21 protein-coding genes are annotated in these 24,986 nt (G+C 73.2%); 12 read left to right on the forward strand and 9 right to left on the reverse strand.

Features of this window, described 5'->3' with window-relative positions; translation table 11 throughout:
* Both E1284_RS16085 and thpR read left to right on the forward strand, forming a co-directional pair.
* Positions 1-1,504 (forward strand): MFS transporter (locus tag E1284_RS16085; protein WP_424923486.1); only part of this gene is annotated, 1,504 nt, incomplete at its 5' end.
* A gap of 86 nt (positions 1,505-1,590) precedes the next feature.
* On the forward strand, positions 1,591-2,214 hold the full coding sequence (gene thpR / locus E1284_RS16090; RefSeq protein WP_131939898.1) for an RNA 2',3'-cyclic phosphodiesterase: 624 nt from the start codon (positions 1,591-1,593) through the stop codon (positions 2,212-2,214).
* Here the strand turns inward: thpR and E1284_RS16095 are convergent.
* The 3 genes from E1284_RS16095 to E1284_RS41520 form a co-directional block, all read right to left on the reverse strand.
* Positions 2,151-4,322: a hypothetical protein gene (locus tag E1284_RS16095; RefSeq protein ID WP_131939899.1), complete on the reverse strand. Its 2,172-nt coding sequence runs from the start codon at positions 4,320-4,322 to the stop codon at positions 2,151-2,153. The genes thpR and E1284_RS16095 overlap by 64 nt on opposite strands.
* 128 nt (positions 4,323-4,450) lie before the next feature.
* A complete protein-coding gene (locus E1284_RS16100; protein WP_165965293.1) occupies positions 4,451-5,497 on the reverse strand; it encodes a hypothetical protein in 1,047 nt (348 codons plus the stop codon).
* Between the two features lie 64 nt (positions 5,498-5,561).
* Entirely contained in the window at positions 5,562-5,714 is a 153-nt protein-coding gene (locus E1284_RS41520; protein ID WP_165965294.1) for a hypothetical protein, read from the reverse strand.
* On the opposite strand from E1284_RS41520, the gene E1284_RS16110 reads away from it, so the two are divergent.
* On the forward strand, positions 5,713-6,627 hold the full coding sequence (locus E1284_RS16110) for a class II glutamine amidotransferase (protein ID WP_165965295.1): 915 nt from the start codon (positions 5,713-5,715) through the stop codon (positions 6,625-6,627). The genes E1284_RS41520 and E1284_RS16110 overlap by 2 nt on opposite strands.
* 47 nt (positions 6,628-6,674) lie before the next feature.
* Here E1284_RS16110 and serC read toward each other — a convergent pair whose 3' ends face one another.
* Together serC and E1284_RS16120 are read right to left on the reverse strand one after the other, a co-directional pair.
* Positions 6,675-7,811: a phosphoserine transaminase gene (gene serC, locus E1284_RS16115; RefSeq protein ID WP_243714514.1), complete on the reverse strand. Its 1,137-nt coding sequence runs from the start codon at positions 7,809-7,811 to the stop codon at positions 6,675-6,677.
* A gap of 44 nt (positions 7,812-7,855) precedes the next feature.
* Entirely contained in the window at positions 7,856-8,206 is a 351-nt protein-coding gene (locus E1284_RS16120) for a hypothetical protein (RefSeq protein ID WP_131939904.1), read from the reverse strand.
* Between the two features lie 155 nt (positions 8,207-8,361).
* Between E1284_RS16120 and E1284_RS16125 the strand changes: the two genes are divergently transcribed.
* Positions 8,362-11,244, forward strand: coding sequence for a type 1 periplasmic-binding domain-containing protein (locus tag E1284_RS16125; protein ID WP_131939905.1), 2,883 nt, complete (start codon positions 8,362-8,364; stop codon positions 11,242-11,244).
* Positions 11,245-11,343: 99 nt separating this feature from the next.
* Here the strand turns inward: E1284_RS16125 and E1284_RS16130 are convergent, their stop codons facing one another.
* Entirely contained in the window at positions 11,344-12,447 is a 1,104-nt protein-coding gene (locus E1284_RS16130) for a citrate synthase 2 (protein WP_131939906.1), read from the reverse strand.
* A gap of 183 nt (positions 12,448-12,630) precedes the next feature.
* On the opposite strand from E1284_RS16130, the gene pdxH reads away from it, so the two are divergent.
* Both pdxH and E1284_RS16140 read left to right on the forward strand, forming a co-directional pair.
* Positions 12,631-13,296 carry a pyridoxamine 5'-phosphate oxidase gene (gene pdxH, locus E1284_RS16135; RefSeq protein ID WP_243714515.1) on the forward strand — a complete coding sequence of 222 codons (666 nt, stop codon included), beginning with the start codon at positions 12,631-12,633 and terminating at the stop codon, positions 13,294-13,296.
* Complete coding sequence (locus E1284_RS16140) at positions 13,293-14,651, forward strand: MFS transporter (RefSeq protein ID WP_131939908.1); 1,359 nt, start codon at positions 13,293-13,295, stop codon at positions 14,649-14,651. The genes pdxH and E1284_RS16140 overlap by 4 nt, the downstream gene beginning before the upstream one ends.
* Before the next feature lie 58 nt (positions 14,652-14,709).
* Here the strand turns inward: E1284_RS16140 and E1284_RS16145 are convergent, their stop codons facing one another.
* A complete protein-coding gene (locus E1284_RS16145) occupies positions 14,710-15,414 on the reverse strand; it encodes a UdgX family uracil-DNA binding protein (protein ID WP_131939909.1) in 705 nt (234 codons plus the stop codon).
* A gap of 99 nt (positions 15,415-15,513) precedes the next feature.
* Between E1284_RS16145 and E1284_RS16150 the strand changes: the two genes are divergently transcribed.
* From E1284_RS16150 to E1284_RS16160, 3 genes are all read left to right on the forward strand, one after another.
* The gene (locus E1284_RS16150) at positions 15,514-16,215 is read left to right on the forward strand and encodes an iron-dependent transcriptional repressor DtxR (RefSeq protein WP_131939910.1); all 702 of its coding nucleotides are present in this window, start codon (positions 15,514-15,516) and stop codon (positions 16,213-16,215) included.
* A gap of 207 nt (positions 16,216-16,422) precedes the next feature.
* Positions 16,423-18,768 carry a SpoIIE family protein phosphatase gene (locus E1284_RS16155; protein WP_131939911.1) on the forward strand — a complete coding sequence of 782 codons (2,346 nt, stop codon included), beginning with the start codon at positions 16,423-16,425 and terminating at the stop codon, positions 18,766-18,768.
* Between the two features lie 2 nt (positions 18,769-18,770).
* Positions 18,771-19,766 (forward strand): zinc-dependent alcohol dehydrogenase family protein, encoded by a 996-nt coding sequence (locus tag E1284_RS16160; protein WP_131939912.1) that lies wholly within the window; start codon positions 18,771-18,773, stop codon positions 19,764-19,766.
* Between the two features lie 84 nt (positions 19,767-19,850).
* Here the strand turns inward: E1284_RS16160 and E1284_RS16165 are convergent, their stop codons facing one another.
* Positions 19,851-20,696: a class I SAM-dependent methyltransferase gene (locus E1284_RS16165; protein WP_131939913.1), complete on the reverse strand. Its 846-nt coding sequence runs from the start codon at positions 20,694-20,696 to the stop codon at positions 19,851-19,853.
* Positions 20,697-20,856: 160 nt separating this feature from the next.
* Entirely contained in the window at positions 20,857-21,018 is a 162-nt protein-coding gene (locus E1284_RS41525; protein ID WP_165965296.1) for a hypothetical protein, read from the reverse strand.
* A gap of 108 nt (positions 21,019-21,126) precedes the next feature.
* Here E1284_RS41525 and E1284_RS16170 point away from each other — a divergent pair, with 108 nt between their 5' ends.
* The 3 genes from E1284_RS16170 to E1284_RS16180 all read left to right on the forward strand — a co-directional run bounded on the left by E1284_RS16170 (position 21,127) and on the right by E1284_RS16180 (position 24,931).
* Positions 21,127-21,525, forward strand: coding sequence for a hypothetical protein (locus E1284_RS16170; protein WP_243714516.1), 399 nt, complete (start codon positions 21,127-21,129; stop codon positions 21,523-21,525).
* A gap of 119 nt (positions 21,526-21,644) precedes the next feature.
* Positions 21,645-23,687 (forward strand): MFS transporter, encoded by a 2,043-nt coding sequence (locus E1284_RS16175; RefSeq protein WP_131939914.1) that lies wholly within the window; start codon positions 21,645-21,647, stop codon positions 23,685-23,687.
* A 110-nt stretch (positions 23,688-23,797) separates the two neighbouring features.
* Positions 23,798-24,931, forward strand: a complete 1,134-nt coding sequence (locus E1284_RS16180) for an acetyl-CoA C-acetyltransferase (RefSeq protein ID WP_131939915.1) — start codon at positions 23,798-23,800, stop codon at positions 24,929-24,931.
* Positions 24,932-24,986: the final 55 nt, after the last annotated feature.

Genomic DNA, 24,986 nt, shown 5'->3' on the forward strand with positions numbered 1-24,986 from the left:
CCCCGGCACCCGCGCGACCTTCCCGGCCGCCCCCAAGACCTCCGGCTTCACCTCCTCGCCCGATACCGCTCTCCCGCCCGAGACCGCGGGCGCCGGACGGTCCGCCGAGGCGGCGCGGGTCGGGCCGGTGCCGCAGATTGATCGATCGGCGCAGTGCGAGCAGCGTGCGCCGGGTGATGAGTCTGCGGTCACCGGTGCCGCCGCGAAGCCGGAGGCGGACGAGCCCGAGGACGCGACGCGCGGCGCGATGTTCCGTTCGCTGCGGAACCGGAACTACCGGCTGTACGCCGCCGGCCAGGTCGTCTCCAACACCGGTACCTGGATGCAGCGCGTCGCCCAGGACTGGCTCGTCCTCGAACTGGCCCGTGGGAGCGGTACCGCGCTCGGCATCACCACCGGGCTCCAGTTCCTGCCGATGCTGCTGTTCGGGCTCTGGGGCGGCGTGATCGCCGACCGGTACCCGAAGCGGCGCGTCCTCATGATCACCCAGATCTCCATGGGCGTGCTCGCGCTGATCCTCGGGCTGCTGGCGATCAGCGGCCAGGCGCAGGTCTGGCACGTGTACGTGCTGGCGTTCGGGCTCGGCGTCGCCACCGTCGTCGACAACCCGACCCGGCAGACGTTCGTGGTCGAGATGGTCGGCAAGCGCGACCTGCCCAACGCGATCGCGCTGAACAGCGCCACCTTCAACGGCGCGCGGCTGCTCGGCCCCGCCATCGCCGGGGTGCTCATCGCGCTGATCGGCACCGGGCCGGTGTTCCTGGTGAACGCGGCGTCGTTCGGTGCCGTCCTGTTCGGGCTCTCCGCGATGCGCGCGGACGAGCTGCACGAGTCCCCGCCGATCAAGCGGGCCAAGGGGCAGTTGCGCGAGGGGCTCCGCTACGTGCGCGGGCGCCGCGACCTGATGCTCGTCCTGATCCTCATCGGGTTCCTCGCGATGTTCGGCATGAACTTCAACATGACGGTCGCGCTGGTCGCCAAGGAGGTCTTCCACACCGACGCGTCCGCGTTCGGGCTCGCGTCCAGCATGCTGGCGCTCGGCGCGCTCAGCGGCGCGCTGCTGGCGGCCAGGCGGGTCGCCAGGCCGCGGCTGCGGCTGCTGGTCGCCATGGGCCTGGTGTTCGGGACGCTGGAGGCCGTCACCGGGCTGATGCCGACGTACTGGCTGTTCCTGGCGCTGCTCGTCCCGACCGGCATCGCGATGATGACGATCACGACGGCGGCGAACGCGACGATGCAGCTCGGCGTGTCCCCGGAGATGCGCGGCCGCGTGATGGCCCTCTACATGCTGGTGTTCCTCGGCACGAACCCGCTGGGCGCGCCCGCGATCGGATGGCTGGCCGAGCACTTCGGCGCCCGGATGAGCCTCGTCCTCGGCGGGCTGGTGTCGGTCCTCGCCGCGCTCGCCGTCGGCGCGCTGGCGGCGCGGGGGGAGGGCCTGGCCGGGCTGCGGCGGATGCGGTGGACTCGGCGGGTGCGGCGGTTGGGTCCGGCCGAAGGATGAGCGGCGCCGCAGGATGAGCGGCCGATCCGCGTGACAACCGGTGCCGTCTGCTGGAAAGCTGGCCGGGTGGCCCTCCGGACGCTCCCATGAGGCTTTTCGTGGCGCTCGTGCCGCCACCGGACATCCTGGACGAGCTCGAGGAGGCCGTCCGCCCCCACCGGGACGCGCTGCCCGAGCTGCGCTGGGTGCGGCGCGATCTGCTGCACGTCACGCTGACGTTCCTCGGCGAGGTCGACGACCGCACCCTCGACCGGCTGCTGCCCCGGCTGGAACGCGCCGCCGGACGGCACGAGCGGATGACGCTGTCGCTGGCCGGCGCGGGCGCGTTCCCCGGCAGCGGCGCGCACGCCCGCGTCCTGTGGACGGGCCTGTACGGCGACCGGCGCGGGCTGGCGCGGCTCGCCGCGTCCACCACGGCGGCCGGCCGCCGTGTCGGGACGCTGCCGGACAAGCACCGCGGCTTCCGCCCCCACCTGACGCTGGCACGGTCCAGGCAGCCGGTGGACGTGCGGTCGCTCATCGAGCCGCTGTCGGCGTTCGCGGGCGCCCCGTGGACCGCCGACTCCGTCCAGCTGATGCGCAGCACCCTGCCCGGCAAGGACCAGGCGCAGGTGACCTACGAGTCGCTGAAGACCTGGTCGCTGCGTCACAGCTCCGGCGGCGGCGGGGCGGGGCGGTCGGCGTCGGGCGGCCCCCACGGGACGCCGTAGCGCTCGCAGGCGCGGCGCAGCTCGTCCAGGTCGGGCGGGAACGTGATCTGCCGCAGCACCCGCCCGGACGGCGCCCACACCACCAGCCGCGGCATCCGCTCGGCCGACTCGTCGATGCCGACGCCGCCGATGCGGTCGCGGGCCAGGTCCCATTCGGCCTTGCCACGCCTGGTGACGACCGCGAGCCCGGCCGACGACACGCGGAGCTGGGACCGGTTCCGGTCGTAGAGCCAGTAGCCGAAGAGCCCGATCAGCAGCCCAGCGGGCACCGACCAGCTCGCCGTGGTGTTGAAGCCGCCGAGGTCGGGGCCGAGCCAGACGGCGCCCAGCAGGGCCACCGCCTCGCACAGCAGCACGCTCATCCCGTACGTCCCGATGCGGGAGCGGCGGGTGGCGTCCAGCAGCGCGCCCGGCGCCGTGGTGGGGCTCGGCGGGGTGAGGACGGGGAACGCGACATCCTGCGGCAGGGGCGCCGCGACGTCGTCCGCCACCGCTTCCGCGACTGTGCCGTCCTGACCCGCGCCGTCCTGGCCCGGACCGTCCTGCCCGGTGGTCTGCGCGGGCAGCGCGGCCGCGGCCCGCTCGAACTCCGGCGCGGCCAGCGTGGACATGGCCGAATGGAACGCGGCGCTCATGTAGGCGTCGTACTCGGCGTCGTTGACCGGCAGGCCCGCCCGGCGGGCCGTGTCGCGCAGGTCGGTGCGGGAGATCCGCAGCGCCGACAGCGGCGCGGCGAAGAACTCGTCGCCGTCGGAGTCGTACAGCCGGACCCAGGCGTGCCCGCCGATGGTGAGCAGCTCGATGCCGCCGATGCGGTCCTCGGGCATCTTCAGGACGACGTCGCCGGCGGCGTCCGCCCAGCCGAGCCCGCCGTCGGTCACCACCAGCCGCCCGCCGGGCACCTGCGCGAAGATCTCCGGCAGCCCTTCGAGGCCGTAGTCGGGGCGGCGCGGCGCCCGCGCCCCCGGCGTGATCACCCGGTAGCCGTGGTCGTCGAGGGCGTGCGCGAGCTGGAAGCCGTCCAGGCCGTGCGCGGGCAGCCGGGCGACCAGCTCCAGCCGGTGCCCGAACGCCAGCGCGGCGAGGTCGGCGCGGCGCGGCTCCCCGCTGACCGGGTCCAGCCGCAGGCCGGGGCCGACGACGACCGCCGCGACATCGCCGGCGCGCAGGTCCTGGACCTCGCGGCGGCGGCCGGGACGGGCCCGCACCAGCAGCCGCTCCGCGGTGATCGTCCAGCGGATCTGGGCGGCGCGCAGCAGCCGGCGGCGCGCCGCCAGGACCCCGGCGATCGCGGCGAGCACCCAGCAGCCCGCGGCCAGCCGGGCGCCGAACTCGCTCGTCCCGTCCAGCGCGATCCGGACGATCATCACGGCGCCGAGCAGCGCGGTCAGCACGCCGAGCAGCATGATGCGGCGCCGGCTCGGCAGCGGCTCGGGAGTGTCCAGCCGCTGCTCGCGGGCCCGGCCCCGGCCCCGGGCCGGCCCGTCCCCGGTGGACGGCTCGGCGGGCGGCTCGTGCGCCGCCGCCAGCAGCGCGGCCTCCTGGTCCAGCAGGCGCTTCTCCACCGCGTGGTCGCGCGGCAGCGGCCCGCCGCCCGGGACGTCGTCCTCCAGCCCGGAGACGCGCAGCGCCTCGTCGAGCGCCGGGTCGAGCAGGTCGGTCGCCTCGCCGTCCAGGACGTGCATGGGGATCCCGAGCCGCCGGGCCGTCACGAACACCGCCAGCGGCTCCAGGCCCATCGCGGTCATGCCGCCGACCGCCGTCCGCCCGAACCGGTGGAAGACGGTCAGCACGCCGTCCCCGGTGGTGATGGCCAGGCCGTCGATCCGGGACCGCTCGTAGGACACCATCACCAGCCCGCCGCGGCCGATCTTCTCCAGGCCCGCCGCCGACAGCCGCCAGTACGGCCGGGGCCGCCGGCGGCGTGCGTCGGGGACCGCGCCCAGCAGCCACGGGACCGCGGCGACGGCGCCGATCAGCGCGCCCCACAGCCACACCGGGCGGATCGGCAGCAGCGCGAGCGCCACCGCGGCGACGGTGAAGGGGCCCGCGGCGACCGGGCGCCACCGGCCGCCGGAACCCGCGAGACCCACCAGCTCATGCTCCACAGTCCGCATCCTCACACGGGTCCGCGCGGGACCGTCGCCTCCTTCCGCGATCCGGTCGTCCTCCGAAAGCCTTTTCCATCGTGCCGGTCAGGTCGTACGGTTCCCGGCGGCCACTCGGTTCCCGGCCGTCACCGGCGTTTCCTCAGCAGGCCGTAGCCGACCGCCCCCGCGATCGCGAGCGCGAGGAACAGGCCGGCCCGTGAGCCGCCCGCGTCGCGGCGGCCGTTCTCGGCGCCGCTCGCGGCCCCGCCGTGCTCGGGCGAGGCGGACGCCGACGGTGACGGCAGCGCCTCGTCCGGCAGCGGCACCTGGTAGACGGGCTGGTTCGTGCCCTCCGACCCGACGAGCAGCGACCTGCCGTCCGCCGTGTAGGTCACCGACTCGCCCTGCTTCTGCATGGGCAGGTCGATCGACGTGAGCGCCTCGCCGGGCCTGCCGCCGGGCCCGACCGCGTACAGCCGGGCGCCGAAGTACGTCCGGACCACGCAGGTGCGGCCGTCGGGGGAGAACGCGCCGTCGGTGGCGATGGCCGGTGCGTCGCCGACCTTCCGCATCACGTTGAACCCGCTCGTGCGCAGCTTCGCGGGCGCCTCGTAGATCTTCCCGCCGAACAGCTTTGAGGCGATGTAGAGCCGGTTCGTCCGCGGGTTGATCATCATGGTCTCGGCGTTGCGCGGCCCGTCCTCGTACTTCATCTTGAACGCCGTCGCGCGCAGCGTCCGGCTTCGCAGCTGTGACGGCTCCGGGATCCGGTACACCGTCACGTACGGCCAGGCGCCGCCGAGGTTGTCGCCGATGTCCGCCACGAAGATCGCCGGACGGCCGCGGCCGTCCTCGCCGACCGCGATGGCCTCCCAGTCGCGGGCGCTCGCGCCGCCCACCGTCAGCACGGCCCGCACCCGCCCGTCCGGGCCGAGCGCGAAGATCTGCGGGACGCCGCCGGAGTCGTTGTGCGTGTAGACGATCCCGGGATGCCGGGCGCTCGCCGCGAGGCCGCTGGACTCGGTGATCCGCTGGTCCCTGATCGTGAACGCCGTCCGGTCGCCGCGCGCGGCGGTGGGCCCGGCGGCGCCGGCGGCCGGCTCGGCGGAGGCGCCGGGGGAGAAGGCGGCGACGGAGGCGCCGGCGAGGACGACCGCGGCCCCGGCGCGGACGGCGACGCGGCTTGCTGACATGGTCTGATCATCCCCGTTCCGCGCCCCGTCGATCATATGACCCGCACGTATATGACCGCACAGGTCAGCTCAGCAGCGCACCGACGACCACGGCGAGGACGAGCGCGGTCAGCACGGTGGGAAGCAGCCATTGGGGCGCGCGGTTCACGGGTCTGAGCTTATTCGGCCGGATGCACGACTCGAACCGTCCGCCCATGATCTGCATCTCATCAGACATGTGCGGATTGTTCGGGATGGTGCGCTCGCCGTTCGCCGACGACCCGGGACGGGCGTCGGACGTGTTCGTCACGCTGGGCATGCTCGCGGAGGAGCGCGGGACCGACTCGGCGGGCCTCGCGCTGCTCGGCGCGTGGCCCGGCCTCGGCGGCTGGCCGAGCCTTGGAGGCCCGGCGGGCGGCTGCCGGGTGCTGAAGGGGCGCGGGCCCTTCGCGGGGATCTGGCGCCCCGCCTACGTCCCGGAGCTGGACCGCTCGCCGGTCGCGCTCGGCCACACCCGCTGGGCGACGCAGGGCTCGCCGCTGGAGCCGCGCAACGCCAGCCCGATGGCCGTCCGGGACCTCGTCGCCACCCACAACGGGGACATCGACGCCGCCGAGCTGCGGTCGCGCTTCGCGCTGCCGCCCGCCGCCGGCACCACCGACAGCGAGCCGATCTTCCAGCTCCTCGCCGGCTGCCGGGGGCCGGCCGACGTGGCCGCCGTCCTCGAAGCCGTGGTCGGGCGGGTCGCGCTCGCCTGGGTCCACCGCGACCGCCCCACCGAGGTGCACCTGGCGCGGGGCGCGCTCAGCCCGCTGACCGTGGCCGTGGACACCGACCAGAACATCTACTGGGCGTCCAACCCGCGCTGGTTCCGGGACGCCGAGCGGCACACGAGCGCCCGGTTCAGCACCGTCGTCATGCTCCGCGAGGGCACGTACGTGAAGGTCGGCATGGAGCGCCGCCCCGGCCGCCGCGACCGGCCCGAGGTGCTCGCGACCGCGAACTTCCTGCCCACCGCCCGCGACACCGACATGGACCCGCGCGTCTGGACCGGCTTCACCGCCGCCGACCAGGACCGCGACCGCGCCGGCCTCCTGCACCGCGCCGTCCGGCGCGCGGGCGGCACCGGCCCGCCCCTCGCCGTCGCCTAGGACGGGCCCCCGGGAGTGCGGCGCGGCACCCCCGGGGGTTCACACCGTCAGAGGCGTTCGACGACGTGGTCGATGCAGTTGGTGAGGGCCTCGACGTCGTCGGGGTCGATGGCCGGGAACATGCCGATGCGCAGCTGGTTGCGGCCCAGCTTGCGGTACGGCTCGGTGTCGACGATGCCGTTGGCGCGCAGCGTCTTCGCGACGGCCGCGGCGTCCACGTCGTCGTTGAAGTCGATCGTGCCGACGACCTGCGAGCGCTGCGCCGGGTCGACCACGAACGGCGTCGTGTAGGACGTCTTCTCCGCCCAGGTGTAGAGCCGCCGCGACGAGTCGGCCGTGCGGGACGTCGTCCACTCCAGGCCGCCCTGGCCGTTCATCCACTCGATCTGCTCGGCGAGGAGGATCAGCGTGGCCACGGCCGGGGTGTTGTAGGTCTGGTCCTTGGCGGAGTTGTCCACGACGGTCTTCAGGTTGAAGAACTCGGGGACGTACCGGTCGGACATGGCGATCTCGTCGATCCGCTCCAGCGCCGCCGGGGACGCGAGCGCCACCCAGAGGCCGCCGTCCGCGGCGAAGCACTTCTGCGGCGCGAAGTAGTAGACGTCGGTCTCGGTGACGTCCACGGGCAGGCCGCCCGCGCCGGACGTGGCGTCCACCAGGACGAGGCCCTCACGCGCGGTCGTGCCCGCCGGGCGCCTGATCGGCATCGCGACGCCGGTCGAGGTCTCGTTGTGGGTGAGCGCGTAGACGTCGACGTCCTCCTCGGCGGACGCCTCGGGGTGCGTCCCGGCCGGGCCGGTGATGACGGTCGGGTCCCCCAGCCAGGGAGCGCTCGTGGTGACCTTGGCGAACTTGCTGGAGAACTCACCGAACGTCAGGTGCTGCGAGCGCTGCCGGACGAGCCCGAACGCGGCCGCGTCCCAGAACGCCGTGGTGCCGCCGTTGCTCAGCAGGACCTGGTAGCCGTCGGGCAGGGAGAACAGCTGGGACAGCCCCTCCCGGACGCGCCCGACCAGGGACTTCACCGGCTTCTGGCGGTGCGAGGTCCCCATGTAGGCGGAACCCGACTCGGCCAGGGCGGCGAGCTGCTCGGGGCGGACCTTGGACGGACCGCACCCGAAACGGCCGTCCGCGGGCTTGAGATCGGCTGGAATGTCAATGGTTGGATTCGCGCTGTCGGTCACTTGTAGAAGGCTATCTGACCTGCTACGAAGATCGCGGTCCGCGTTCACATGCCGAGACGGCGGCGCCGCCATGCCCAGGTCAGCAGGGCCGCCAGCGCCGCCGCGCAGACCCCGGCGATCACGGCCGGCGGATAGACCCAGTCGTCCCCCCTGGCGTGCGCCTCGATCGCCGTGCGGACGGAGTCGTAGGTCAGGAACGCCAGGAGGAGCGCGGCGGCGGCGACGGCGATCCGTCCCGACACGGCGTTGGTGCGGCGCCGCCGCTCCTCCCGCTCCGCCGCGTACCGCCGCAGCTCCCGCGCGGCGTCGGCGGCGTCGGCCCGCACCGCGCCCGGCTCGCGCACGGAGGCCGGACCGATGTCGCCGTCCAGCGGCTCGTCGGGATCTTGGCTCATGCGTCTAATAATGGCAAAAGTAGCCAAATACCATGTCCGGCCGCGTGGATCTGGGAAAGTTTCGATCCATTTGACCGTCCGCCGCGTCCAAGGGTGGACGGGCATGTCGGGGGAGCGCGAAGGAGAGGGCGAGCGGGAAGCGAGGCGGGCAGCGTATGGCGGGCGACGGCGACCGGATCCTGAGCGAGGATCGGCTGCGCGGAGTGCTCGACCTGTTCGAACGGCTGCGGGAGCGGCCGAAGTGGAGGCTGCGGGAGCGGCTGCGGCCGCTGCTCCTGCTGCTCGGCCCCGGTCGCGCCACCTCGCACGCCGCCGAGATGCTGAAGTCCCGCTGCGAGGACGAGCGCGCCCCGGTGTCGCACATCGCCGCCGACACGCCGGCCACCGATGTCGCGGGCGTGCTGCGGGAGGCCAAGCGGGAGCTGTCGCAGCCGAGCAGCCGCGCCCGGGGCGAGCCGGGGCTGCGGTTCCCCCTGCTGGAGATGGCGCTGTGGCTGCGCGACCTGCGCGAGATCCGGCTCGCCGGGGACCGCCCGGCCCCGCGCGGCGCCTCGTCCGCCGAGCGGGAGAATTACCAGCTGATCCGGCGGCTCAGGCACCCGCCCGTCGGCGACAACGAGAACGCGCGGCGCCGCGAGCTGAACCGGGTGATCCGCCGCCGAGGCCGGGACGTCCTGCGCGACCTGGAGGAGGTGCGCAGCCGGCCCGCCACGTTCCTGTCGTTCCTGGAGCAGATCGCCCCCATCGGGATCGCGGTCGTCGCGCTGATCAGCGCCGGGACGGCGGCGGCGCTGGACCTCGCGTCCGCCGTGCTCGCCGCCGTGATCGGGGTGGCGTTCGTGACCGTGCAGATCGTCGCCCGGACGCGCGGCTGGTACGGGGTGCGGCGGTTCGGCTGGTTCCTGCGCCAGCCCTACGTCGACCGCGACTCCACCGGCTTCCTCGGCTTCGCGCTCGGCGTGTTCGACCCGCGCCCGGTCGAGCCGGACGACCACGGCGAGCAGCTCGACCTGCTGCTCGTCGCCGCGTTCCTGGAGGACCTGCGCCGCAACTACCGGCGCGACTACCGGCGCGCCGCGTGGGCCCGCGTCCGCTACCCGGTGCTGATCTTCGAGCACCTGTCGGCCCGGCATCCCGGGGTGGCGTTCGTGGAGCTGATGGAGCGGGTCCGCGCCGACTGCCAGGCGAGCGACCGCGTCTCCGGCTTCGACCCGCTCATCGTCGTCGCGGGCGTCGACCCGAACGCGCCCGCCGGCGACGAGCCGTCCGCGCCGCGCCTCCTCGACCGGCTCTCGCAGGCCATCCGGGTGGACGTGTCGTCGGGCGAGCCGCAGAGCGTCATCGCCGCGCGCGGCCTGTGGGACCGCTACACCCGCGAGCAGCGCCGCGTCGGCGCGCTCGGCTCCCGCCGTGAGCTGCGCGTCGACATCACCCGCGACCCGGGCGGCGACCTGCCGCCCGTCCGGCCGGTGCGGCGCCGTCCCCGGCTCGCCCACCCGGCGCTGCCGTGGATCGCGATGGTCGCGGTGGCGGCGGCGTCCATCACGGTGATCTCGGTGCAGGTGGTGAAGTACTGCTCGCCGTTCGGGATCAGGCGGATGGCCAATGGCGAATGCGTCGGCATCACCGACGGGTCGTTCCGCTTCGGCGAGGACTCCGGCGGCAAGAACAACGACAACCGGTTGAACGCGGTGCTCGACCGCATCGAGGCGCTGAACGACCACGTCAAGGAGTCGGGGAAGCCGTACGCGACGGTCGTCTACCTCGGGCCGGTGACCGCCGACCCGACGATCAAGAACCGGCGGATCGACCTGCTCGCCGGGGTGCAGGGCGAGCTGATCGGGCTGGCGATCGCGCAGAAGCGGTTCAACGACGCCGCCGAGGGCAAGGACCTGCGGCTGCGGGTGCTGATCGCCAACGCGGGCGCCAAGTTCCAATACGCCGTGCACGTCGCCCGGCAGATCCACAGGCTCGCCCTGAAGGACCGCTCGATCGTCGCCGTCGTCGGGTTCGAGCAGAGCCGGCGGCAGACGCAGGAGGCGATCAGGCTGCTGGCCAAGTCGGCGCTGCCGCTGGTCGGCACCGCCAACAGCTACGACGGGACGGCCCTGCTGGACGGCGACGCCGGCTTCTCGCCGTACTACTTCCGGCTCGCCTCGCCGAACAAGCGGACGGCCGAGCACGCCGCGTACTGGGCGCGGCACGGCGACGTGGCCGGCAGGAAGGTGGACGACGCGGTCGTCATCTACGACGGCGACCCCGACGACCTCTACAGCCGGAACCTGGCCGCCGACTTCGAGAAGGCGTTCCGGCCCGGGAAGGCGCTCATGCGCCCCTACACGAATGCCGGCGAGCTGAACAAGGCCGTCCGGGAGGCGTGCCAGGACCAGCCCGACATGTTCTACTACGCCGGCCGCTCCGACGAGTTCCGCTCGTTCGTCAACGTGCTGGAGCTGTCGTGCCCGAAGCGCCCGCTGGTCATGGCGGACGACGAGATCGCCAAGTACGTCAGCGACAACGCCGACGAGATCGGCCGCAAGAACACCTTCGACCTGTACTTCACGCCGCTCGCCGCGCGGGAGGCGTGGACGTGGCGGTGGATCGGCGACCAGGCGCCGCAGACCTTCTACTCCGACTACGACCCGGCCGTGCGCGCGATGACGGACGAGGACGTCGCGCCGGGGCGGCGTCCGTCCATCACCCGCGCGGCGGTCGCCTACGACGCCGTGACCCTCGTCGCGACCGTGGCGAGCAAGGTCTACTGGCAGGAGAAGGCGCTGCCGTCGGCCGGATCGGTGTTCGCGGCGCTGAACGACCCCGACCACGACGTCCTGCGGAACGGGGCGAGCGGCGTCCTGCGCTTCAGCTCCCGGAGCACCGGCCACCAGGTCCTGGACAAGCCGGTGCTGCTGGCGACGATCAAGGCCGACGGGACGACCGAGGTCAAGCAGGTGTGCGGCCGCCTCATCGCGGGAGCGCAGGGCAAGGCGTCCTGCCCGCCGGGCGACGGCGAGGACGGCGGCGAGGCGGCGCAGTAGGCCCACCGCGCCGGGCATCGGGCGGGCACGCAAAAGGCCCCCGGAAGCGGTCCGGGGGCCCCAAGGCGCGTCGTTGCGGGGGGAGTGGGGGAGGTTCCGTCAGCCCTTGAGGACGTCCGCCGCTCCCGCGACCTCGTCGATCGCGCGGCTGCCCGGGCCGGTGTACTTGGCGCTCGGGCGGACGAGGCGGCCGGTGCGCTTCTGCTCCAGGATGTGCGCCGCCCAGCCGGCGGTGCGGCCGCAGGTGAACATGGCGGGCATCATCGCGGTCGGGACCTCGGCGAAGTCCAGGATGACCGCGGCCCAGAACTCGACGTTGGTCTCGATCGGGCGGTCCGGGCGGCGCTCGCGCAGCTCTGCCAGGGCGGCGTCCTCCAGGGCCTTGGCGGCCTCGAAGCGCGGCGCGTCCAGCTCCTTGGCCGTGCGGCGCAGCACCCGGGCGCGCGGGTCCTCGGCGCGGTAGACGCGGTGGCCGAAGCCCATCAGCCGGTCGCCGGAGTCGAGGATGCCGGTGACGACCTTGCGGGCGTCGCCGAGCTGCTCCACCTTCTCGATCATCGGGAGCACGCGGGCGGGCGCGCCGCCGTGCAGCGGGCCCGACATGGCGCCGATCGCACCGGAGATGCTGGCCGCGACGTCCGCCCCGGTGGAGGCGATCACGCGCGCGGTGAACGTGGAGGCGTTCATGCCGTGCTCGGCGGCGGAGACCCAGTAGGCGTCGATGGCCCGGACGTGCTTCGGGTCGGGCTCACCGCGCCAGCGGACCATGAACCGCTCGGTGATGGTCGCGGACTCGTCGATCCGCTTCTGCGGGACCATCGGCACGCCGACGCCGCGGGCCGACTGCGCCACGAACGACAGCGCCGTCACCGACACCCGGGCGAGGTCGGCGCGGGCCTCCTCGTCGGAGATGTCGAGCAGCGGCTTCATGCCGTAGGCGGTGGCGAGGGTGGGGAGCGCGCTCTGCACGTCCACCCGCACGTCGCCGGAGGTGACCGGCAGCAGGTGCGGATCGGCGGGGGCCAGGCCCGGGGTGAAGCTGTCGTCCACCAGCAGGCCCCAGGTGTCGCCGAAGGAGACGCGGCCGACGAGTTCCTCGATGTCGACGCCCCGGTAGCGGAGCGCGCCGCCCTCCTTGTCCGGTTCGGCGATCTCGGTCTCGAAGGCCACGACCCCCTCGAGACCAGGTTTGAAGTCGGACATGTCGTCCTGCCTTTCGTCCCCAAGAGTGATAAGGCGGTGCCGTGCCATTGAACCCTGTCCGCCTTACTGACCAGTACCCAGGGGTCATGCGAGTTGCACAACCTCCAGGTGAGAGGCTCTGACGCTGTGAGTTCCCCAACGCCCGATCCCGCGCGGCTCCGGAGATCTTACGAGTCGGGCGAATTGTCCGAGTCGGCGCTCCCCGCCGATCCGCTCGCGCTGTTCGCCGCCTGGTTCGCCGACGTGCACGCCTCCGGGCTCGTGGAGCCGAACGCGATGGTGCTCGCGACCGCCTCCGGGGACGGCGAACCGAGCGCCCGGCTCGTGCTGCTGAAGGGCTACGGACCGCAGGGTTTCCGCTTCTTCACGAACCTGACGTCCCGCAAGGGCCGCGATCTCGCCGAGAACCCGCGCGCGGCGCTCGTGTTCCCCTGGCATCCGCTGTACCGGCAGGTGCGCGTCGCAGGCCCGGTGGCCGAGCTGACGCGGGACGAGTCGGCCGCCTACTTCCGGACGCGCCCGTACGGGTCGCGGCTCGGCGCCTGGGCGAGCGAGCACCAGTCGGGCGTCATCCCCGATCGGGAGGCGCTGGAGCGCCACTACGCCGACGCGGCCGCGCGCTGGCCGGATCCGGCCGCCGGGCAGCCGCCCGGGGCGCCCGGCCGGGAGGGCTCGGACGTCGTCCCGCTGCCGGACTTCTGGGGCGGCTACCGGGTCGTCCCCGCATCGATCGAGTTCTGGCAGGGCCGGCGCGATCGGCTGCACGACCGGATTCGTTACCGTCGCGAAGTATCTCCGGGGGGTGCGGACGACCACGGGGCCTGGACGGTGGAGAGACTGTCCCCGTGACACCGGAACAGCAGCCACCCCCCGCCGACACTCCTGACACGGCCCGGAAAGCCGACACCGACACCGACTCGGAGGCGAAGGGGCCCGCGCGAGCGCGCGCGGGCGCGCGCGGCAGGCTGCGGCGGCTGGCCATCGACACCCGGCCCCTCGGGATGCCCGCCTACCGGAGGCTGTGGCTCGGGCAGGGCGTGTCGTTCGTCGGGTTCCAGGTCACCGCCGTCGCCGTCCCGGTCCAGGTGTACGACATGACCAGGTCGTCGCTGTGGGTGGGCGTGCTCGGCTTCGTCAACCTCGTCCCGCTGATCGTGTTCGGGCTGTGGGGCGGGGCGATCGCCGACCACATGGACCGGCGCAAGCTGCTGTTCGCGTCGTCCTGCGTCATGTGGGTCGCGACGCTGCTGCTGCTCGTCCAGGCGCTGCTGGACATCGGCAGCCTCACCCTGATCATGGGCGTGGTGGCGATCCAGGCGGTCGGGTTCGCGGTCGCCTCGCCGACCCGCAGCGCGATCATCCCCCGGCTGGTCGACCGGGAGCTCGTCCCGGCCGCCAACACCCTCAACTTCACCGCCAGCCAGTTCGGGATGCTGGCCGGGCCGCTGTTCGCGGGCGTGCTGCTGGCCCACTGGCACTACGCGGCGGCCTACGCGCTCGACGCCGTGCTGTTCACCGTCGTCCTGTACGCGGCGCTGCGGCTGCCCGCGATCCCGCCGCTCGGCGACGTCACCGGCTCGCCGGGCCTGCGCTCGGTGATCGACGGGCTGCGCTACCTCGCCACGCAGCCGGTGCTGCTGATGTCGTTCGTCGTGGACATCATCGCGATGGCGATCGCGATGCCGCGCGCCCTGTTCCCCGAGGTCGCCGAGACCCGGTTCGGCGGGGAGGCCGCGGTCGGCTGGCTGTTCGCCGCCATCGCGATCGGGGCGTTCCTCGGCGGGCTCTCGTCCGGCTGGATCGGGCGGGTGCGCAAGCAGGGGGTCGCCCTCGTCGTGTCGATCGTCATCTGGGGGCTGGCCGTGGCGGCGGCCGGGCTCGCCGGGCAGCTGTGGCTCGCGGTGGTGCTGCTCGCCGTGGGCGGCGCGGCCGACCTGGTCTCGGCGGTGTTCCGCCAGTCGATGCTCCAGACGTACGCGCCGGACAAGATGCGCGGCCGGCTCCAGGGCGTCTTCACCGTCGTCGTCGCGGGCGGGCCCCGGCTCGGGGACGTCCGGGCGGGCGCGACCGCGAGCGTCGCCGGCGCCACCGCGTCCTGGGTGGGCGGCGGCCTGGTCTGCGCCGCCCTGGTCATCGTCGTCGCCCTCGCCGTCCCCGCCCTCCTCCGCTACGACACAAGAACGACCGAAACCGTCACCCCATAACGTTGACCTGCGGCGTGTTGTTGTTATGAGCGGCCGGATAACAACAACACGCCGCAGGTCAACGGAGGGCTGAGGCGGCGATCTCGAGGTCGTGCAGCAGGCCCGCGTAGACGGCGTCGCGGTCCTCGGCGCGCAGGACGGCGGACGGGTGGATCGTCGCGAGCAGCTGCGCGCCGGCCTGCTCCGGCGGCTCGTCGCCGAGTTCGCGCGCGGCGGCGGGAGTGCCGAGCGTCTCCAGGTCGGGCAGCGGCATCAGGCGGCCGCGCTGCCTGGTCACCCGGAACGACGAGCCGAGCAGCGCCTTGCCGGCCGTGGCGCCGAGCGCGACGACGACGTCCGGCTCCAGGATCCGCAGCTCGGCCAGCAGCCACGGGCGGCACGCGCGCATCTCGCCCGCGTTCGGCGTCTCGTGGATGCGCCGCTTGCCGCCCGCCTGCGTCTTGAACTTGAAGTGCTTGACGGCGTTGGTCACGTAGACGTCGCCGCGCTCGATCCCGGCCTCCTCCAGCGCCCGGTCGAGGACGCGTCCGGCGGGGCCGACGAACGGGTGGCCCTGGCGGTCCTCCTGGTCGCCGGGCTGCTCGCCGATGAGCACGAGCCGTCCGCCCGGCGCGCCCTCGCCGAAGACGGTCTGGGTGGCGTCCTCGTAGAGGCCGCAGCCGCGGCAGCCCGACGCCGCCTCGCGCAGCGCGCCGAGATCCGCGCGTTCCTCGGGGGTTTCGGGCAGGAACGGTTCCGCGTCCAGGGAAGGTTTCGCGTTCATCTTGCGTTCCCCTTACCCGGCTTGTGGGGGATATTCGCGGGGCCCGGCGGGCCGGGGTCCGAGCAAGTAGACTCGTTGGTCATAAGACTGGAGGGAGCTGTGACCTCACACGGCCTTATCGATACCACGGAGATGTACCTCCGTACGGTGTTCGAGCTCGAAGAGGAGGGGATCATCCCCCTCCGCGCGCGCATCGCCGAGCGGCTCTCCCAGAGCGGCCCGACGGTGAGCCAGACGGTCGCGCGAATGGAGCGCGACGGCCTGCTCCGGGTCGAGGGCGATCGGCACCTCACACTGACCGAGAGCGGCCGCGGTCTCGCCACCCGCGTCATGCGCAAGCACCGCCTCGCCGAATGCCTGCTGGTCAACGTCATCGGCCTGCCCTGGGAGGACGTCCACATCGAGGCGTGCCGCTGGGAGCACGTCATGTCGGAGGACGTCGAGCGCCGCCTGGTCGCGCTGCTGGACAATCCCACCACCTGCCCGCACGGCAACCCGATCCCCGGCCTGGCCGAACTCGGCGGGCACGGCGACGACGGCGACCACGCGCCGCTGTCGGTGATGACCGCCGTGGCGAGCCCCGGCGGCGCCGGTGCGGTGATCCGGCGGATCAGCGAGCAGGTGCAGAGTGACAGCGACCTGATGCTTAGACTCAAGCAGATAGGGATACAACCGGGACGAGAGGTGATTCTCCGGGCGACCGACGACGGGGTACGGGTGATCAGTGACGACGAGGACGAGGGGCCCGCGACGGAGCTTCCGCGCGACATCGCCGAACACGTCTTCGTCAGCAGGCGCTGACACGTCCGGCGTGCGCGCACCGGTTCCGGCGGTCTATACCGAAGATCTCCATACCTTCGCGCCTTTCGGGCGTATCCCGGCGGCGGGTTCGTCGTTCAATACGACGAGACGAACACGTTCGAGGGCCGCGCCGCGACGCCCAGTGATCATCGGGCCGGTGATCGCCGGGCCGGGCGCGGCGACCGTCATCAGGATCGGGATGGGGAGATGAACCACTGGGGGGAAGCGCCTGACGAGGCGCGCCTGCCGCCCGAGACCGTCCTCGACCAGATGGAGATGGCGGTCATCGTCTGCGACCGCTTCAGCAACGTCATCTACGGCAACGCGTTCGCGCGGCAGCTGTTCGGGTTCGGCGGCGACGAGATCATCGGCCACTCCATCCTCTCCCTGGGCATCGCCGAGGAGGACCACGAGCAGGCCACGGAACTGGCCCGGCACGTCCTCAAGGGCGGCGTCTGGGAGGGCACGTTCTGCAACCTGCGCGCGGACGGCACCACCGTCTACACGCGGGCGCACGCGGTGCCGCTGCGGCACCAGTCCGGCGCGGTCGACGGCGTGGTCATCTTCGCCCGCGAGGCGCTGCGCTCCAACCAGCGCGAGCAGGAGCGCTACGGGCTGATGGAGCGGATCGGCGAGCGGCTCGCCGGGTCCCTGGAGCTGGAGGACACCCTCCGCCGCGTCGCCGACACCCTCGTCCCGCAGTTCGCCGACCACTGCTTCATCGACCTGTACAGCGGCGACCGGCTGTACCGGCGGGTGTCGCGGCACGCCGCCGACTGGGAGCCGCCGCCCGGCACCTGGGCCGAGGTCGGCGAGCCCGTCTCCTACCCGCCCGGCCACTTCAGCGCCAAGGCGATGGACCGCCGCGACGCCGTCCTCGTCGAGGACATGATCCAGCACCGGTTCCAGGCGCCGAACGAGTCGTCCAGGCGGCTCGGCGTCGAGATGGGCATCACCTCGGTGATCTCCGCGCCGCTGCTGGTGCGCGGCGAGCTGCTCGGCGTGATGAGCCTGGCCCTGTCGAACCTGACCAAGCGGCCCGACCCGCACTACGACGGGTTCGACCGCGACCTGCTCGGCGCCATCGCCAGCCGGGTCGCGCTCGCCGTCGACAACGCGCTGCTGTTCGAGGAGGAGCGCGACACCGCGCTCGCCTTCCAGAAGCACCTGCTGCCCGGCGACAAGCCGCCCCCGCTGGACGGCCTGCAGATCGCCTGGCGGTACGAGCCGGCCCGCCCGCTGGAGTCGCACGGGCACGGCATACAGACGCAGGTCGGCGGCGACTGGTACGACGTGATCCCGCTGTCGGCGGGCCGGGTCGGCCTCGTCATCGGCGACGTCGAGGGGCGCGGCGCGCGCGCCGCCGCCGTGATGGGGCAGTTGCGGGCCGCGCTGCGCGCGTTCGCGCAGGACGACAAGCCGCCCGCCGACATACTGCGCAAGCTGGACGAGTGGGTCCGGACGATGACGCGCCCCGAGCGGATGCGGTCCGGGTGGAACAGCGACGACCTCGTCCGACCGCCGCTCGTGTCCTGCACCTACTTCGTGTACGACGCGTGGTCGCGGGTCCTGGAGTTCGCCAACGCCGGGCACGATCCGCCGCTCCTCGTCATGGACGGCGAGGTCCGCGAGCTGGAGTTCGAGAGCGAGGGCGGCATGCTCGGCCTGCGCGCCCCCGGCATGGGCGGCGAGATCCTCTTCAACGAGGAGACGACCGAGCTGAAGCCGGGCTCCACGCTCGTCCTCTACACCGACGGCCTCATCGACCGGCGGCCCCGCGACGACGGCGACTACTACACCCGCGAGGAGTCGCGGGAGATGGTCCGCACCGCGGTCGCGAAGGCCGCGGGCGGCGGCGTCGAGGCGGTCGCGAACGCCGCCTACGACGCGGTGCCCGGCGACATCGACGACGACGTCGCGATCGTGGTGATCCGCACCGCGGGCGACGAGCTGGCCGTCGAGGAGCGCACCTTCACCGCCGAGCCGATCATGGTGTCGGAGGCCCGCCGGATGGCCGCGGACGCGTTCGCCACCTGGGGGATGCTCGACGAGCAGGCCGAACTCGCGTGCCTGCTGGTGTCGGAGGTCGTCACGAACGTCGTCCTGCACGCCACCGCGACGTCGGCGCCGCGCCGGGAGATGGTCGTCCCGGTGCCCGCCGGGCCGCCCGGCCGGGGCGGCGAACCGCTCGGCGCGCCGCCGCCCGTCCAGTTCAACACCGAGTTCGGCGCCGGACTCGACACCGCCGACCCGTTCGAGGGCACCGCGTTCGGCGGCGACGACTTCGACGAGGACGACTGGAACCTCGGCGCCGACCTCGGCCGCCGCGAGCCGCCGACGAAGGAGTTCCGGCTCCGGCTGCGGCGCGGCCGCGACATGGTGTGGGTCGAGGTGTTCGACTCCGACATGCGGCTGCCGCGCATCCGCAGCGCGGGCGAGACCGACGAGGGCGGGCGCGGCCTGTACCTGGTCGACCAGCTCGCCACCCGGTGGGGCGCCCGCCCCACGGCCGATGGCAAGGCCGTCTGGTTCGAGCTGCCGCTGGCGCCGTAGCGATGCGCGCGTGGGTGGTGCAGGAGCCGTCCCCGATCGCCTCGGGGCCGCTGCGCCGCGCCGACCGCGAGGTGCCCTCGCCGGGGCCCGGTGAGCTGCTGGTACGGGTGCTGGCCTGCGGCGTCTGCCGGACGGACCTGCACGTCGCCGAGGGCGACCTGCCCGTCCACCTGCCGGGGGTGACGCCCGGCCACGAGATCGTCGGCGAGGTCGTCTCGGCCGGTCCGGGGTGCCTGCACGGCGCCGGTGACCGCGTCGGGGTCGCGTGGCTGCGCGGGACGTGCGGCGCGTGCCGGTTCTGCCGCCGCGGTGCCGAGAACCTGTGCCCGCTGTCGGTCTACACCGGCTGGGACGCGCACGGCGGGTACGCCGAGTACGCGCTGGGCGTCGACGCCTACACCTACGCGCTGCCGCCCGAGCTGGACGACGTCCGGGCCGCTCCGCTGCTGTGCGCGGGCATCATCGGCTACCGGGCCCTGCGCCGCTGCGCACTGCCGCCGGGCGGGCGCCTCGGCATCTGGGGGTTCGGCGGCTCCGCGCACCTCGCGACGCAGATCGCCCTCGCCGAGGGCGCCGACGTGCACGTGTTCACCCGCAGCCCGGCCGCCCGCGAGCTGGCCCGTTCACTCGGCGCGTCGTGGGCGGGCGACTCGTTCGACGCCGCGCCCGCGCCGCTGGACTCGGCGATCGTCTTCGCGCCGGCGGGGGAGCTGGTGCCCGCCGCGCTGGAACGGCTCGACCGCGGCGGGACGTGCGCGATCGCGGGCATCCATCTGAGCGACGTCCCGTCCATGGACTACCAGCGGTACCTGTTCCAGGAGCGGCAGGTCCGGTCGGTGACGGCGAACACGCGCGCGGACGGCGAGGAGTTCCTGACGCTGGCCGCGCGGCTGGACGTAGCCGTCACGACGCACGCGTACGGCCTGGACGAAGCGGACCGCGCCCTGGCCGACCTCGCCGCAGACCGCTTCACCGGCGCCGCCGTCCTCGTCCCCTAGCCGCGCGCCCCCCAGCCGCGTTGATCTGCGGCGTGTTGTTGTTATGCGGCGGCGGATAACAACAACACGCCGCAGGTCAACGAATCAGGGGATGGGTTCGGCGGCTACGTGGGCCCAGGTTTGGGTGAACCAGAGTTCGCCGCCGATGATGCGGGGCTTGGCGCCCGTCTTGGGGCCGCCGTCCACCTCGTCGATCAGGGCTTCGCGGATGCGGTCGGCGGCCGCGTCGTCGCAGGCCGCCAGCCACGGCTCGATGGGGCGCTCGACGGTGAACACGTCCAGCCGGCGGATGCTGCCGCCCGCCGAGGTGATCATCTCGGTGAGCCGGGCGATGGACGGGGTGCCGGGGTGGTCGGGGTCGCGGAGCCGCTCGATCCGGTCGCGCTCGGGGCCGGCGAGGTTGCCGCGGACGAGGTCGGCGATGACCACCCGCCCGTCCGGGCGGCAGACCCGCAGGAGCTCGCGCAGCACGCCGTCGGGGTCGCCCAGGGTGTAGAGCGAGAACCGGGCCGTGACGAGGGAGAACGCGTTGTCGCGGTAGGGCAGCGCGGTGGCGTCGGCCTTGATCGTGGGGCGGTCGGGGCCGATCGGGTGCGGCACGCGGTCCTCGCGCGTCGCGGCGGCCGGGAGCCGGTCGCCGTCGAGCCCGCCGTCCGGTCCGCCGTCGCCGGTGATGCGGACCGGGCCCGTGCCGAACTCGACCGTCGCCATGCGTCCGGACGTGCCGGCGCGGGCGGGCGGTTCGGGTGCGGCGTCGACCGCGATCATGTGGCGGACGCGGGGCGCGAGCGCGGCGGGCATCGGGCCGCGGCCCCGCGCGACGTCCAGGCAGACGTCGTCGCGGCCGGGTTCGACGAACTCCAGCAGGCGCCTCAGGTGCGGGGCGATCGTGCCGCCGCTGCGCTGGACGGCGGGCGCCGGTTGCGGCACTGGTGCACTCCCTCGGCTCGGGCCGGCTCCCCGGATCGGCGGGCAGGGTCGGGCGTCGCCGGGCGGGGCGTGAGGCCGGGTTTCGTCAGTTATGACTCACTGCCGGGGGAGTAAGTTCACGCAGTCGGAGGAGAAATCCGCCGGCTGCTCCTCGCGCCGCTCATCCCCGCAGGTGCTGGCCGTACATCGCGAGCACCACGAGCACGAACACGGTGATCACCGCGACGCGGGTGGGCATGGGCACCCGGAGCCGCACCGCGGCCCAGCGCACGCAGAACGCGGCGAGGAGCGACACGACGACGAGGGCGAGGATGCCTTCCATGGGTCCGCCTTCCATGCGGGGGGAGTGCCGCCTCCCTGCACGATAGACGTGTAAGGAACGGGTTACCCGCAGGTTCGGCGGCCCGCCCGGACCGCTAACCTCACCCTTGTGGCAGATGCAAAGGAAGTAGACGGCCGGGACAAGGTCGACGGAATGATGACCAACCTGGCGCGCGGGCGGGTCGCCCTCGGGCTCGCGGCGTTCGCCGCGCCGAAACTGACCGCGAAGCTGATGGGGCTCGGCGGCGCCGCCGACCCGGGCCGCGACTACATCGCCCGGATGTTCGCCGCCCGGGAGATCGCCCTCGGCGCCGGCTACCTGCTCAGCGACGGCGACGCGCGCAGGCTGTGGGCGCGGCTCGGCCTCGCCGTCGACTCGCTCGACGTGCTGAACGGGCTGAAGACCCGCGGGGCGCTGCCGCTGTGGGTGACCGCGGGGGCCGTGGGCATCGCCGGCGGCGCCGCCGGGATCGGCGCGGCGAAGGTCGCCTCCGACATCCTGCACTGACCCGCGCCGCCGCCCCGCGTGCCGCGCTGAGCCGCCCGCCCGGGGCCGGGTGATGTCGTCCGGCCCTTGGGTAGATCTCCCCCGCACGGACGCGGACCACCTCGGGCGGGGGTCAGGGCATGACGGCGGCGAAGGACGCGGCGGCGCGGGACGGGCGGACGATGCCGAAGGGCCGCGACCTCTACGTCATCCTCGGCGCGCTCATGCTCGCCATGCTGCTGGCCGCGCTCGACCAGACGATCGTGTCGACGGCGCTGCCCACGATCGTCAGCGACCTCGGCGGGCTGAACCACCTGGCGTGGGTGGTGACCGCGTACCTGCTCGCCTCGACGGCGTCCACGCCGCTGTGGGGCAAGCTCGGCGACCAGTACGGGCGCAAGCGGCTGTTCCAGACCTCGATCGTGATCTTCCTGATCGGGTCGGCGCTGTGCGGGCTGTCGCAGGACATGTTCGAGCTGATCGTGTTCCGCGCCCTGCAGGGCCTCGGCGGCGGCGGGCTGATGGTGCTCGTCGTCGCGATCGTCGGGGACGTGGTGCCGCCCCGCGAGCGCGGCCGCTACCAGGGGCTGTTCGGCGCGGTCTTCGGCGTGTCCAGCGTGTGCGGCCCGCTGCTCGGCGGCTGGTTCGTCGACAACCTGTCGTGGCGCTGGGTCTTCTACATCAACCTGCCGATCGGCGTGCTGGCGCTGATCGTGATCGCCGCCGTCCTGCCCGCGACGCGCGACCGCGAGCGGCACCGCATCGACTACCTCGGCACGCTGCTGATCGTCGGCTGGGCCGTCGGGCTCGTGCTGATGACGACCTGGGGCGGGACGCAGTACGCCTGGTCGTCCGCGCCGATCATCGGCCTGGCCGCCGGATCGGTGCTGCTGATCGTGGTGTGGCTGCTGGTCGAGCGGCGCGCCGCCGAGCCGGTCATGCCGCCGGCGCTGCTGGTGAACCGGGTGTTCGCGCTGGGTGCGGCGATCAGCTTCGCGGTCGGCTTCGCGATGTTCGGCGCGCTGACGTTCCTGCCGATCTTCCTGCAGATCGTGCACGGGGTGTCGCCGACGCTGTCGGGGGTCTACCTGCTGCCGATGATGCTCGGCATGCTGGTCAGCTCGATCGGGTCCGGGCAGCTGATCACGCGCTTCGGCCGGTACAAGATCTTCCCGGTGCTCGGCACGCCGATGATCGCGCTGGCGCTGTACCTGCTGTCGGGGCTGGACGAGACGTCCTCCACGGTGGCGATGAGCCTGCGGTTCGCGCTGCTGGGGTTCGGGCTGGGGCTGGTCATGCAGGTGCTCGTCATCGCCGTCCAGAACGCCGTGTCCTACGAGGACCTCGGGTCGGCCACGTCCGGGGTCACGTTCTTCCGGCAGATCGGCGGATCGTTCGGCGTCGCCGTGTTCGGCTCCATCTTCAGCAACCGGCTCGCGTCGCACGTCGAGGGCTTGGCGCGGGTGCTGCCGCCCGGGTTCGACCCCGCGGCCGTCCAGGGGAATCCCGAGCTGCTCGACAGGTTCCCCGCCGACGTCAGGAACAGCGTCCTGCACGCCTATGCGCAGTCGATCGACTCGGTGTTCCTGTGGGCCGTGCCGGTGGCGGGGCTCGCGTTCGTGCTGACGTGGTTCCTGCGCGAGGTGCCGCTGCGGGCCAGTTCGCAGACGCCCGACTACGGCGAGGGCTTCGGCGCGGCGCCGACCGTCCGCTCGTCCAGGCACGAGATGGAGCGGGTGCTCAGCGAACTCATGCGCCGCGACCCGAAGGCGCGCGAACTCTACGACCGCCTGGCCCGCCTCTGCGGGGTGGCGCTGCCGGCGGGCAGCGTGTGGGCGCTGTGCCGGATCGCCAAGGACGGCACGGTCGCCGGGCGCGACCTCGCCGACCGCGCCGGCGTCACGGTCGGGGAGGGCCGTCCGTACGTCGACCGGCTGGTCATGGCCGGATACGTCGAGCGGCGGGACGGGACGCTCGCCGTCACCGCGTCCGGCCAGGGCGTCGCCGAGAGGTTGTTCGCCGCCCGCCGCGAAGGACTGTGCCGGCACGTGGACGGCTGGGAGCCCGAGGAGCATCCGGAGCTGGCGGACGTCCTGACGCGGCTCGCCGAAGCGTCCCTCGGCGACGACGAGGACGGCGGCATCCTCCGGGCGGAGTCCCCGGGCGCCACCCGTAATGCATAGCCGGAGACTCAGCTCACATGGCGTTGCGCCATGATGGATGTAATCTCATACTGACTAACCGAATCTCACTCGGTTTCGGGACGGAACCAACCCCACCCATTGGAGGCGTAGTGGCCGAGGCGTACATCGTCGGCGCGGTCCGTACCCCCGTCGGTACCAAGAAGGGCGCCCTGAAGGACGTCCACCCCGCCGACCTCGGGGCCCACGTGCTCAAGGAGCTCGTGAACCGTACCGGCGTCGACCCTTCCGCGGTCGAGGACAACATCATGGGCTGCGTCATGCAGGTCGGCCCGCAGGCCCTCGACGTCGCGCGCACCGCGTGGCTGTCGGCGGGGCTGCCGGACACCGTGCCCGGCGTGACCATCGACCGGCAGTGCGGGTCGTCCCAGCAGGCGATCCACTTCGCCGCGCAGGGCGTCCTGTCCGGCACCCAGGACCTCGTCGTCGCGTCCGGCGTCGAGCAGATGGCCAAGGTGCCGATGGGCTCCAGCATCGTCAAGGGACTGGACTTCCCCTACGGCGAGGGCTGGGCCGAGCGGTACGGCATGCAGGAGATCTCCCAGTTCCGCGGCGCCGAGCTGATGGCCGAGAAGTGGGGCTTCACCCGCGAGGACCTGGAGAAGTTCGCGCTGGAGAGCCACCGGCGCGCCGCCAAGGCCATCGAGGCCGGCTACTTCGACCGCGAGATCGCCCCGCTCGCCGGGCTCGCCAAGGACGAGGGCGCCCGCCCCGACACCACGCTGGAGAAGATGGCGGGCCTGAAGGTCCTGCGCGAGGGCGGCGTCATCACCGCGGCCGTCGCCTCGCAGATCTCCATCGGCGCGTCGGCGCTGCTCATCGCGTCCGAGGAGGCCGTCAAGCGGCACAACCTGACCCCGCGCGCCCGCATCCACACCCTCGCGGTGTGCGGCTCGGACCCGGTCTACATGCTGACCGGCCCGATCCCGGCTACCGAGAAGGCGCTGGCCAAGTCCGGCCTGAAGGTCGACGACATCGACGTCTTCGAGGTCAACGAGGCGTTCGCCCCCGTCCCGCTGGCGTGGGCGCGCGACACCGGCGCCTCGCTGGAGAAGACCAACCCCAACGGCGGTGCCATCGCGACGGGCCACCCGCTCGGCGCCACCGGCGGCATCCTCATGACCAAGCTCCTGCACGAGCTGGAGCGCACCGGCGGCCGCTACGGCCTGCAGACGATGTGCGAGGGCGGCGGCCAGGCCAACGCCACGATCATCGAGCGTCTCTGACGACCCCGTAGTCTGCCCCTGGAGCCGCCCGCTCCAGGGGCGGACGCGGTTCGAG

This window comes from Actinomadura bangladeshensis, from assembly GCF_004348335.1.
Classification (GTDB): Bacteria; Actinomycetota; Actinomycetes; order Streptosporangiales; family Streptosporangiaceae; genus Spirillospora; species Spirillospora bangladeshensis.